10 protein-coding genes are annotated in these 12,259 nt (G+C 40.1%); 5 read left to right on the plus strand and 5 right to left on the minus strand.

Annotation, left to right across the window (positions count from 1 at the left end):
- Window positions 1–55: 55 nt before the first annotated feature.
- The 3 genes from M472_RS35495 (at window position 56) to M472_RS35505 (ending at window position 4,841) form a co-directional block, all read left to right on the plus strand.
- A complete protein-coding gene (locus tag M472_RS35495; RefSeq protein WP_021070710.1) occupies window positions 56–469 on the plus strand; it encodes a c-type cytochrome in 414 nt (137 codons plus the stop codon).
- Window positions 470–574: 105 nt separating this feature from the next.
- Window positions 575–1,801 carry a metallophosphoesterase family protein gene (locus tag M472_RS35500; RefSeq protein WP_021070711.1) on the plus strand — a complete coding sequence of 409 codons (1,227 nt, stop codon included), beginning with the start codon at window positions 575–577 and terminating at the stop codon, window positions 1,799–1,801.
- A gap of 4 nt (window positions 1,802–1,805) precedes the next feature.
- Entirely contained in the window at window positions 1,806–4,841 is a 3,036-nt protein-coding gene (locus tag M472_RS35505) for an AAA family ATPase (protein WP_021070712.1), read from the plus strand.
- A gap of 20 nt (window positions 4,842–4,861) precedes the next feature.
- Here M472_RS35505 and M472_RS35510 read toward each other — a convergent pair whose 3' ends face one another.
- The 4 genes from M472_RS35510 to M472_RS35525 all read right to left on the minus strand — a co-directional run bounded on the left by M472_RS35510 (window position 4,862) and on the right by M472_RS35525 (window position 9,347).
- Window positions 4,862–5,605, minus strand: a complete 744-nt coding sequence (locus M472_RS35510) for a menaquinone biosynthetic enzyme MqnA/MqnD family protein (protein ID WP_021070713.1) — start codon at window positions 5,603–5,605, stop codon at window positions 4,862–4,864.
- The gene (locus M472_RS35515; protein WP_021070714.1) at window positions 5,605–6,225 is read right to left on the minus strand and encodes a histidine phosphatase family protein; all 621 of its coding nucleotides are present in this window, start codon (window positions 6,223–6,225) and stop codon (window positions 5,605–5,607) included. Before M472_RS35515 ends, M472_RS35510 begins: the two co-directional genes overlap by 1 nt.
- A 9-nt stretch (window positions 6,226–6,234) precedes the next feature.
- A complete protein-coding gene (gene mqnE, locus M472_RS35520; protein WP_021070715.1) occupies window positions 6,235–7,425 on the minus strand; it encodes an aminofutalosine synthase MqnE in 1,191 nt (396 codons plus the stop codon).
- A gap of 83 nt (window positions 7,426–7,508) precedes the next feature.
- Complete coding sequence (locus M472_RS35525) at window positions 7,509–9,347, minus strand: ABC transporter ATP-binding protein (protein ID WP_031301781.1); 1,839 nt, start codon at window positions 9,345–9,347, stop codon at window positions 7,509–7,511.
- 309 nt (window positions 9,348–9,656) lie between these two features.
- Here M472_RS35525 and M472_RS35530 point away from each other — a divergent pair, with 309 nt between their 5' ends.
- Window positions 9,657–10,826: a pyridoxal phosphate-dependent aminotransferase gene (locus M472_RS35530; protein WP_021070717.1), complete on the plus strand. Its 1,170-nt coding sequence runs from the start codon at window positions 9,657–9,659 to the stop codon at window positions 10,824–10,826.
- Between the two features lie 10 nt (window positions 10,827–10,836).
- Complete coding sequence (locus M472_RS35535) at window positions 10,837–11,676, plus strand: prephenate dehydrogenase (RefSeq protein WP_021070718.1); 840 nt, start codon at window positions 10,837–10,839, stop codon at window positions 11,674–11,676.
- Window positions 11,677–11,703: 27 nt separating this feature from the next.
- Here M472_RS35535 and M472_RS35540 read toward each other — a convergent pair whose 3' ends face one another.
- On the minus strand, window positions 11,704–12,231 hold the full coding sequence (locus M472_RS35540; protein WP_021070719.1) for a hypothetical protein: 528 nt from the start codon (window positions 12,229–12,231) through the stop codon (window positions 11,704–11,706).
- Window positions 12,232–12,259: the final 28 nt, after the last annotated feature.

Here is a 12,259-nt window from a genome sequence, read left to right on the forward strand (position 1 = left end):
TACCATGACAATATCAAAAAAATCATTATCTTGCCTGTAGCAAAAACTAATAACCATGATAAATCGTTCGAAACTTATTATTCTATCTGCCATTACCAGCGTGGTTCTTGGAGTCAGTGCATTTACAAACGCACCTGCCACACTACAGGCTGACGGTCCCAAAAATTTAAAGGTACTTCCTAAAAACATATCCCATGAAGACTTAGGGGCAGTAATGAAAGGCTTTAATGCCGCTCTAGGTGTCAAGTGCAACCATTGTCATGCCCCAAAAACGAATGGGGAAAAAGGATTAGATTTTGCCAGTGACGCCAATCACCAAAAAGACATCGCACGATCAATGATGAAAATGACGAAAAAGATCAACGCAAAATACTTCAAGCATGAACATGAAGGTCTTATTCAAAACATTACCTGCGAGACCTGTCATAATGGAAACAAGGAACCCAAGACTATAGCGGTGAAACCTTAAACTTTTACATTTATTAACTACATATTTGGATATAAATCTGTATTTTTCCTGTATAAAAGACAGATCGTCGATCGGACGATAAAACACTAATACAGGTTTATATCCATGAAAATACTCCACACCGCTGACTGGCATTTAGGAAAACGTCTTGACTTTGTTTCAAGACTGGAAGAACAAAAGGAGGTTTTAGATGAAATATGCCAAATAACAGAGCAGCAACAGGTTGACTTGGTCATTGTAGCTGGCGATCTCTTTGACACGTTCAATCCATCCGTAGAGGCGACAGAATTATTATATCATACATTAAAACGGCTTACAGCCAATGGAAAACGTCCAGTAATTGCTATTGCTGGAAATCACGACTCACCCGATCGTATAGATTCGGTAGATCCTTTGGCTAAAGCTTGCGGAATCATTTTTATCGGTTATCCAAATGCCATTATCGGTACATTTGAAAGTGAAGATCACTTCCAAATTACAAAATCAGACCATGGTTTTATAGAACTTCAGCTTAAGCATATTCCTTACCCCGTACGGGTGTTAACCACACCATATGCCAACGAAATCCGGCTTAAGCAATTTATGGGGATTGAAGACAAATCTGAACAATTAAATCAATGGCTCAGCACACATTGGAACATACTGGCAGAAAAATATTGCGATAATCTAGGCGTCAACCTTTTGACAGCGCATCTGTATATGATGGAACGTGGTGGCGAATTATTAGAGGAACCCGAAGGGGAGAAACCTATTAAAATAGGCAATGCCGATATAACCTATACGGACGGTATTCCGGAAGCTATCCAGTACACCGCCCTAGGACACCTACACCGCTATCAACATATCGCTGGCCATCGTTCTCCAGTGGTCTACTCCAGCGCTCCCCTATCTTATTCCTTTTCGGAAGCAGGACAAGGAAAAAAGGTTGTCCTCATCGATGCACAGCCACAACAGGATGTTCAGGTGACTCCTATCAGTCTAAGCAAAGGACGCAAGCTACATCGTAAGAAATTCAACCATGTCGATGATGCCGTAAGTTGGCTTCGTACCAATCCCGATACGCTGGTAGAATTGACCATGGTTACTGATTCTTATCTCTCTTCACAAGAGTTGAAACAGTTGCAGGATGCCCATGATGGTATTATACACATTATCCCGGTTCTCACAGAAATTCTCAATCCTACCGATACCAACACACCTGTACGGCTCGATCAGGATATCTACGCCTTATTTTCGGATTATTTTAAAAGTAAATACGGTCAAGTGCCTAATGAAGAGATCAACACGTTATTCAAAGAGGTCTTGACACATAATAAAGATATAGAAGGATAAAACTATGCTACCCATATATTTAAGTCTAGAAGGTTTGTATTCTTATCAAAAGAAGCAAGAGATTGACTTTACTCAACTGACCGAAGGGGGATTATTTGGCATATTCGGATCAGTAGGGTCTGGTAAATCTTCCGTATTAGAAGCTATTAGTTTCGCCCTATATGGAGAAACCGAAAGACTCAACAAACAGGAGAAACGAGCCTACAACATGCTCAATTTAAAATCGGACACCGCGATTATCGACTTTCACTTTTTGAACTTTGAAGGACGAAAATTCCGTTTTGTCGCACAATGGCGCCGCAAAAAGAAATTTGAAGAGACGACAAGTATCGAGCGGTATGCATACGAATGGAAAGACGAAAACTGGTTGCCGTTAGAATCAGCTGATGGCGCCATCGTCACAAATCTTTCCTACCCCAATTTCAGAAGGACCATCATCATCCCGCAAGGACAGTTTATGGAATTCCTAGAACTGAAAGGTAAAGAACGCTCCGATATGATGAAAGAGATCTTTTTTCTTAATCAATACGATCTAGGTCCTAAAGTCAGTCTACTCCAAAGCGATAACAACAAAAAGATCGAGCATATCAAAGGAGCCCTTACTGGTTATGAAGAAGTTTCTGAAGAGATAATCGTAACACATGAGGAGGCATTAATCGAAGCAAAAAAAAATGTAGAAAATGTCAAACTAGAGTTCGAAAGTATAGACAAGAAACTTCAAAGACTACGTATTGACAAGGAAAATAAGACCGATCTCAACAGCAAGGAGGCAGAACTACAAAACCTTGATCTACAACTCCCCCAGATTAAGCGTTATGAAAAAGAGTTGCAACAATTTGAATCTGTATCTCAAAATTTTAAAGAGCCTATAAATAATCTTCATCATATCACGTTTAACCGCGAGCAGCTGTTGATCAAAATAGAAAAACTAAAAGATAACAAGCAGCTGTTAAATACAAGAATAGTAGAGACAAGTTCCCAAATGGAACTTATCAAAAATGACTATGAGGCACTACCCACCTACAAAAAAAGAATCGATGATTATAGGTTATTGATCACCAATACCGATCTGCAACAACATAAAACAGAGCTACAAAACCGTATCGCACGCGGCACACCTATCATAGATCAAACCAGACTGAAGGAAGCAGAACTCTCCAAAAAGTTAGCAGAAGAGGAATCTCAGCTTGAAATCTTTAAGAGTTCACGTATGCAGACACAGGAATTGATAGCCATTGAGAACTGGTATCAGAAGCAAGAGCAGCTTCAAAAAGAGACTTCTGATCTACATGCCAATCTCCAAAAACAGAATCAGGAGTTAGTTTCCTATAGAGACCAGCTCTCCTCATTAAATCTATCCGAGACCAATTGGCAAGAAGAGCTACAAGTAAAGATTAATGACATTTCCTCCAAAAGCACCCTTCTTAAAGAGCGAGAGAATGCACTATTGATCAAGCAAGAGCTCTCCCAATACGTTTTAAAACTCCAGGATGGCTCTCCATGTCCATTATGTGGATCTCTAGAACATCCAGCTCCAATGCACAAAGAGGACTGGATAATCGAGGAGAATACCCTTGACAAGGAAAGGAGTACGTTGACACAGATGGACGAAAAACTAAGAGAACAGTTTTCCAAGGTATCAACAGTTACCGTACTTATCAAGGAGAAGCTGAATAATATAGAAAGTTTAAAGCTGCAAGAAAAAGAACTCCAAGGTTTACTTTCTCGTCATGAGAACACGTTCCTGTGGAACGATTTTCAGAAAGAAAACCGCGATGCTTTTGAGGTCAAGAAAAGTCAAGCTCAACAGTTGGAGATCAAAATTACAGAACAAGAAAAATCGATCAAAGAAACACGAAAAGAAATCCAAGACACACAAGAGAATCTGGCTAAATATGTCAAATCGCTAGATGACCTGAAGAATCAAGTGACTATTGCTGAAGCAAAAATAGCTCATAATCTGGAACAGTTGAAATCTATAGATAGCCAAGGATATATTAATACAGATAAAGCTACGCTGATAAAAGAGTTAGACGAGCTCGACATCAAGATCATCACCGTAGAGAAACAGTATGCCGACTGGACTGAGATTTTGGTCCAAACAAAAACTCAATTTGCAGAAATTGCAGGACAATACACCGCGGCTCACGAGCAATACGTCTCCTTAACAGCCCAATTACAGGCTTTACAAGGAACGATCAACAGTTTGCTGAAAGAGTTTCAATTCGAAGACATTACCGTCGTGAAAGCGATTTTGGAAAAGAATGTTGACGTCTCCAAAACCCGAGAAAAAATTCAACAGTTCCACATGCAATACAATATGCTGCAAACTAGAATAGCAGAATTAAAAGAATTAACCAGAAGCAGTATATTTTCACAAGAACTCTTTGAAGAAACACTAGAAATTCATCGGCTGAAAAAAGAGGAGCTTGAGCTACAACTGGCACTGAGTGGTGCATTAGAAAAAGAACTTACACGTCTGACTATCGAACTTGGCAAGAAAAAAACACTGCTGTCAAGTTATGAACAACTCAATAGCCGTAAAGAAAATTTAAAGATATTAGATAATATGTTCAAAGGTAATGGTTTCATCAATTACGTCTCCAGTATACACCTTACCCGTCTTTGTGAAATAGCCAACCAGCGCTTCCACCGCCTGACGAAAAATCAGCTCAGTCTTTGTCTCAATGAAAGCAATGAGTTTGAAGTTATCGATTATCTCCACGAAGGACATCAAAGATCCGTCAAAACGCTCTCTGGTGGCCAGAGTTTTCAGGCATCGCTATGTCTAGCTTTAGCATTGGCTGAAAACATCCAATCATTGAACAAGGCAGACAGAAATTTCTTCTTTATTGACGAAGGATTTGGGACACAGGATGCCGAAAGTATAAATACCGTTTTCGACACTTTACAATACCTACATCATGAAAATCGAGTGGTAGGGATAATATCCCACGTCGAAGAACTTAAAGAGCGCATGCCACGATCCATATCTGTCACAAAGGATCTCGAAAGAGGCAGTCAAATCACGTACAACTAGCTTAACAAAAAAAGCTCCTATTATAAGGGAGCTTTTTCTAATTCTTCTAAAGTTTTATAGAGTTCTAAATATCGCGCTATCGCCTGTCTCTTTTTATCCTCCAAATAAAAATCCAAACTCTTCGTTAGATACAACTCGTAATTGAAATTCGGATATTCTGGTAGACCTTCTATTACGTCTTTAGGACGAGCGACCCCATCAGCTAAAGCTTGATTGAATTGATCGATAAACTCTGCGGACAACTCTTTATTCGCTACCCACACCGCATACGCAAAAGGTAATCCTGTAAATTCTTTCCAGAAATACCCTAAATCATATACGTAGGGAACAGTTTCCTTTTTCCCGAAAGTCCGATCTCCGATCAATACGTATGCATCTGCATCTCCTTCCCACACCACTTCTATATCATTCTTCCAATAGTATTTTAAGAGGATACGAGCTAGCCCATTAGAAGTTCTGGATTGAGGATCTAACCTTAGCGTCTTGATCTGTTCAATAGGTTTGTCGGAAAAGATGAAGACAGAATCCACCGCACCATCAGAACCTATACAATAATCTGTTATAATAATCGGATCAGCGATGTTCAACAACGCTGCAACAGGTATTATCCCGAGATCTGCTTCATTTGCAATCACCTTACGGGCACATTCCGCAGGATAATCCACACTCAGATCAATCACCTCCATAACAGACGAGGCCCTGATCCCCTGCAAAAAGGGCAATGTATTGGTATAGCTTACCGCCGAAACCCTTACTTTATTCATTATAATAATCCTTTCAAATGTTCTGTATTGTAATAATCGGATATAGAAAAGACGTCATCTTCATAATCCAGCACATATAAAGCGGTATTTGTATGTGGAAAATCATCCATCCGACAAACAGGCACATTGGTAAGATGACATAACATAATCCGCAAAGCACGTCCATGCATACACACCAAAATTCTTTCTTCGTCTTCTTTTGTCAGCATATAATCTATGGCCTGCCGTTGACGTAAGACCAATTCATTAGGCGATTCTCCATTCTCCACACGCACATCCAGCTCATCATTACGCCAAGCACCTACCAGCTCTTCAAATCCTTTCATGATGGACGCATTCTGCTCCTGTCCTTCGTAAATTCCCCAACTGATTTCATCCAACCCCTCAAGTTGCTCAACAGCAATACTGTGTTGAAGAAATGGCTCAATCGTCTGATGGGTACGCAATAAAGTAGAAGTATATATTTTATCGAAAGGTATATCCTTATACGTATCGTAAAATGCCGCAGCTTGTTTAAGACCATTTGCATTCAGAGGGGAATCTACTCCTCTGCCTTGTACGATACCTTTTAGATTGAGGTCCGTCTGTCCGTGTCTTATAAAATAGAAACTTTTCTTCAATGTATTAATTTAATGTACTACAGGCAAAGCGTAATAGCGTTTAGATTTATCATCTTCAAAAACAACATCCTTATAGTCGGTTACGACATTATACAGCGTATCTCTTTCGATCGGGTGCCGACCTACATTTCGGATGAGTTCAACCAGTTGTTGTGTACTCATAGCAGGGGTCTGCTCCTCGGCACCAGCCATACTATAGATCTTAGTCGTATCATCCAAGGTACCATCAATATCATCCACCCCGTAAGCAAGAGACATCTGGGCAGTATCTCTAGAAATCATTGCCCAATACGCCTTTATATGGTCAAAATTATCTAAATAAATACGTGCCACAGCATAATTTCTTAAATCTTCGACAACAGACACTTCGGGGATACCAGACATCTGATTGTCCTTATTTCTAAATTTCAACGGGATAAACGTCTGAAACCCTCCGGTCTTGTCTTGTAGTTGCCGTAAGCGTTCCATATGATCCACTCGATGCCAAAACTCTTCCACATGACCATACAACATGGTGGCATTCGTATTCATTCCTAAGCGATGTGCTTGCTCGTGTATATCCAACCATTGTTCAGCGGTACATTTGTCGTGCGCGATTTTCTCGCGTACCTCTGGATGGAATATCTCTGCCCCTCCTCCAGGCATCGAGTCCAAACCACACTCTTTAAGGTACTTCATACCGTCGTAATGACTTAACTTGGCTTTCTTAAAGATGTAATAATATTCTACAGGAGTCAATCCTTTAATATGCAATTCAGGTCTATGCGCTTTACATCTCTTGAAAAAATCGGCATAAAACTCCAGGTTTTGCTTAGGAACCACACCACCTGTTATGTGCACTTCGGTCACCGCCTCATCATCATAGCTTCGAACGATATCCATCATACCGTCTACATCCATTTCCCAACCTTCGTCCCGTTGCTTGATCAGTCGAGAATAGGAGCAGAACTTACAATCGTATACACATACGTTAGTAGGTTCAATATGAAAATTTCTATTGAAATAGGTAAGGTCACCGTGTTTCCGCTCTCTGATATAATTAGCTAAAACACCTAAGTAGTTTAATTCACCTTTTTGATAGAGCAGTACACCTTCTTCGAAAGTAATACGTTCTTGAGCAACAACCTTCTCTGCTATTCTTTTTAGATCTGTATCTGATTCATTTTTGATTAAAAAATCAAGCTCTTTGTTCGCATCCATATGTCTTTCCTTCTATACAAACTTAGCTAAAAAGCTTTGTATTCGCCAATACGAAATGGTAATATATGTGTCAACACCGATTGTTAAGATTCAGCAAATTGCTGCATATCAATCAGCTTACGATACAAACCATTATTTAATAAAAGCTCATTATGAGTACCCACTTCTACGATTTTACCAGCATCCAACACAACAATTCGATCGGCATTTTGAATCGTGCTCAAACGGTGGGCAATGACAACAGTCGTTCTATTCTCCATCAGCTTGTACAAAGAGTCCTGAACCAATCTTTCTGACTCGGTATCTAACGCTGATGTTGCCTCATCCAACAACATGATAGGCGGGTTTTTCAATACCGCTCTGGCGATACAGATACGTTGTCGCTGTCCTCCGGACAGTTTTGATCCCCGATCCCCTATATTCGTTTGATAGCCGTCTGTTGTATTCATGATAAAATCATGTGCATTGGCAATACGCGCAGCCTGCTCTACCTCTGCAGCTGTAGCTGATAGATTAGCGAAAGCAATATTATTAAAGATCGTATCATTAAAAAGAATAGACTCTTGATTTACCGCCCCTATCAAAGCACGCAAAGAATCTTGATTAAGGTCGCGTAAATCGATACCATCAAAATAAATAGCGCCCGCGGTCACATCCATAAAGCGAGGTATTAAATCGACAAGCGTAGTTTTCCCACCTCCAGATGGTCCCACCAAGGCTATCGTCTCTCCTTTACCAATCCGAAAATCGATTCCCTTTAACACATTCCGTTCACCATAACTAAACTCCACATCTTTGAACTGTATGGCCTCTTGAAAGGAATTTACCACAACTGCATTGGGCTTATCCTCTACCAAGCACTTCTCATCAATGAGTTCCAATACACGCTCTCCTGCCGCCAACCCATTATGTATACCACTAAAAGAATCCGTCAACGCTTTAGCAGGCCGCATTACCTGAGAAAACAAGGCAATATAACCGATAAATGCTTCAGCAGAAAGGTCTCCCTCTCCCGACAACACCAAATTACCGCCATATAACAAAATGACCGCCACCATAACTACACCCAACAATTCCGAAACGGGCGAACTCATCTGTTGTCTGGCAGCCATTCTACGCATAATAGTCGCATAGCGTTCATTCTCTTCCTGAAAGCGGTTTTTGACAAAAAAAGTAGCGTTAAAAGATTTAATAATTTTAATTCCGGACAATGCTTCGTCCAAATAGGTAATCATATTAGCAAAAGACTCCTGTCCTGCTCGCGCTTCATGCTTCAGATTCTTCACGATCCGTGCTATTAAAAATGCTGATATCGGAATTACCGTTATGGAGAATAAAGTCAATTGAGGCGAAATCAAGAACAAGGTAACCAAATAGGCTATGAGTTGAAGTGGTTCCTTAAAGACAACTTGAAGAGTCCCTGTTACGGAGTACTGTACGGTACTGACATCAGAAGCAATTTTCGAGATAACATCCCCTTTTCTCTGATTGGTAAAGAACCCCAAATGAAGGTCCATAACACTGTCAAAGACAGCCTTACGCAATCTCAGCAGGGTATGAATTCTAAAGTTTTCCATAATTCTTTGGCAGAAATAACGGAATACATTCGAGATAAAAACAGATGCTACAATAATAATGCAGATGTATTTAAGTGCTTCGTAGGGACCATATTCATAATAGAGACTTTGAGATAAGTAATTAAACCAATCTTTGATCGCATAAAAATGCTCCGGTTTCTCCAAGAGAGGAACCACTGCCGAAGAAACTTCTTCACTATCTTTAAACAGAACAGATAATAATGGTATCAGTAATGCTAAATTCAACGTGCCAAATACAACGGTAATTATTGTACAAAAAACGTAGGGTATTGCAAATCTGCCTATTGGTTTAGCAAATGATAATAATCTAAAGTATGTCTTCATCCAAAAAACTAAGAATAGCAAAAATAGAAAAAAACCTTCATCAATCCTACTTTTGACCAACACTTATATTTAGTCAGAATATCAAAATATAAAGGCACTTATCTATACAATGGGAGCATGCAATTCCTTAACTTTTATACTATTTATAGTTATTCCCTATTTTATAGCTAAATAATTCAACAAAGCGATTTTGTTTTTATAAATTTAGCACCAATTTAAAATAATGAGATATCCATATAACTGAAAACAACGAAGAATCAAAACATTTTGGATATTCCATATGACCATTAAAAGTCAAATTATTTACATATGAACATTGAAGTTGCGAAAAGGCTACGACAGACCGAGGAGTATTACTTCTCTAAGAAGTTGAGAGAAATTGACGAGATGAACAAAGCCGGAGCACAGGTAATTAATCTAGGTATAGGAAGCCCTGACCTACCTCCACATCCGGAAGTCATCCAAGTATTGACCGAGCAAGCTGCTCAGACCTACACACATGGCTATCAGAACTATAAAGGTTCACCTGTGTTACGTCAAGCAATGGCTGATTGGTATTCGCGCTATTATTCCGTTCATTTAAACCCGAACACAGAGATTCTGCCTTTAATAGGATCAAAAGAAGGTATTGTCCATATATGCATGACCTACCTGCAGGAAGGTGACGAAGTACTCATTCCGAATCCCGGTTATCCGGCCTACACCTCTGCAGTAAAGATTTCAGGGGCTACAGTTGTGCCCTATAATCTTGTTCAAGAAAACCAATGGCTTGTTGACTTCGAAGAGTTGGAAAAAACAGACTTGAGCAAAGTTAAAATGATGTGGATCAACTATCCACATATGCCTACTGGTGCACGAGCCAACAAACAATTTTTTGAGGCTGCAATTGCATTTGGGAAAAAGCACAACATACTCATCTGCCACGACAACCCTTATAGTTTCATATTGAATGAACATCCAGAGAGCATCATGTCCGTGAATGGAGCCAAAGAAGTCGCTATCGAACTTAATTCCCTCAGTAAATCATCCAACATGGCCGGTTGGCGTATCGGCATGCTCATTGCAGACGAAAACCGCATCAATGAAATATTAAGGTTTAAGAGTAATATGGACTCGGGGATGTTTCTCCCTTTGCAGCTAGCAGCGGCAAAAGCCTTGAGCTTAGATAGCTCCTGGTACACCCAACTGAACGGGGAGTACACTAATCGGCGTGAGAAAGTATTCCACATCATGGATTTGCTAGATTGCAAATATGACCGAGATCAGGTGGGACTTTTCGTATGGGCCCAGGTACCAGATCAATATGCAGATGGCTATGCGCTGAGCGACAAAGTACTGTATAATGCACAAGTCTTCATCACCCCAGGTGGGATTTTTGGAAATGCAGGAAATAACTATATCCGCATCAGCTTATGTGCCAAAATGGAAGTATTGGATGCTGCCCTGGAACGGATCGGATTAATGGAATCTAAATACTAAGTACTATAAAATGAATATAGCTATTGTCGGGATCGGATTGATTGGCGGATCTACAGCCATCCGATTGAAAGAGACCAAATCTTTCGACAAAATAATTGGTGTAGACAAAAATGAAGCCAACCAAAAGAAAGCCCTACAGCTCGGTCTAGTAGATGAGATCATGACTTTAGAAGATGCTGTACAGCATTCGAAAGTTATTCTCCTGACCACACCTGTCGATACCATTATGCAGTTGGCTCCGATGATCCTCGATCAAGTCGACAAACAGGTCGTGATCGATATGGGCTCGACCAAAACAAACATTCTACAGGGTATCGCAGAACACCCGAAGCGAGGGCGATATATTGCAGCTCACCCTATGGCCGGTACAGAATATTCCGGTCCGGAAGCGGCCATACCCGATTTATTCAAGGGTAAAAACATGGTTTATGTGGATGCCTTTCGAACAGATGAAGACGCTTTTGATATCGCAGATGCGATCACCGAACAGTTGGAAATGAAAAGCCTATTTATGAATGCAGAAGAACATGATATGCATACGGCTTATGTATCCCATATTTCGCATTTGACCTCGTTTGCACTCGCGCTCACCGTATTGGAGAAGGAAAAATCACAAGGACGTATTTTTGAGCTCGCAGGTTCGGGATTTGAATCGACGGTACGCCTTGCCAAATCTTCTCCCGATATGTGGACACCCATCTTCAAACAAAATAGGAATAACGTCCTAGAGGTATTGGAAGAACATATCAAGCAGCTACAAAAATTGCACGATAAGCTAGAAGACCAAGACTATGAGGGGCTGTATAAACTGATTAAAAAATCCAACAAAATAAAACGCATTATTAAATAAAAAAAGGAGCATTGCTCCTTTTTTTATTTAATACTTCCATTTAAAACGATCAAAAACCTTAGACCATAACCATATCGGCCCAATTCCTAATAATGCTAAAAAGTGCTTAAGGCCTAAACTTCCTTCTTTTCTTGTCAGTAAGAATAGAACCAACAGTGACAGCAGCGCGATACTGGAACACACCAACACGACTGATGGTCCTCCATCACGTTCCACATACTCCAGCTGTACAATAAAGAAACTCATAATAGCTATACAGAATAAAGCTGCATAGGACAGCGTGGGAGCCAGCTTCAGATAGCTATATACTACTATAGCAATAAATAGAGATCCCCAATTCAAGAAGGTATGCGCATTCATGCGGACCAAAAAGTCAAACTGGGGAAACGGAACCATCCAAATCAACCCCATAATACCAAAAAAAGCAAGGGACAAAAAGATAGCATATAAACCTTTATTTCCTTTAGCAAATACACTATCCATCTCTTTAAAATAGCGATCTACCGGACGTTGAGGTGTTTCTTTTTGTCCCCTGTTCAAATTTCTTTTGCTCATTCAGCAAAAATAAGCAATTATCTAGATT

The organism is Sphingobacterium paucimobilis HER1398 (genome assembly GCF_000416985.1).
GTDB classification, from domain to species: Bacteria; Bacteroidota; Bacteroidia; order Sphingobacteriales; family Sphingobacteriaceae; genus Sphingobacterium; species Sphingobacterium paucimobilis.

Excerpts from the sequence above, each read along its gene's own strand:
- M472_RS35495 (WP_021070710.1), top strand. The coding sequence starts at position 56 with ATGATAAATCGTTCGAAACTTATTATTCTATCTGCCATTACCAGCGTG.
- M472_RS35500 (WP_021070711.1), top strand. The coding sequence starts at position 575 with ATGAAAATACTCCACACCGCTGACTGGCATTTAGGAAAACGTCTTGAC.
- M472_RS35505 (WP_021070712.1), top strand. The coding sequence starts at position 1,806 with ATGCTACCCATATATTTAAGTCTAGAAGGTTTGTATTCTTATCAAAAG.
- M472_RS35510 (WP_021070713.1), bottom strand. The coding sequence starts at position 5,605 with ATGAATAAAGTAAGGGTTTCGGCGGTAAGCTATACCAATACATTGCCC.
- mqnE (WP_021070715.1), bottom strand. The coding sequence starts at position 7,425 with ATGGATGCGAACAAAGAGCTTGATTTTTTAATCAAAAATGAATCAGAT.
- M472_RS35525 (WP_031301781.1), bottom strand. The coding sequence starts at position 9,347 with ATGAAGACATACTTTAGATTATTATCATTTGCTAAACCAATAGGCAGA.
- M472_RS35530 (WP_021070717.1), top strand. The coding sequence starts at position 9,657 with ATGAACATTGAAGTTGCGAAAAGGCTACGACAGACCGAGGAGTATTAC.
- M472_RS35535 (WP_021070718.1), top strand. The coding sequence starts at position 10,837 with ATGAATATAGCTATTGTCGGGATCGGATTGATTGGCGGATCTACAGCC.
- M472_RS35540 (WP_021070719.1), bottom strand. The coding sequence starts at position 12,231 with ATGAGCAAAAGAAATTTGAACAGGGGACAAAAAGAAACACCTCAACGT.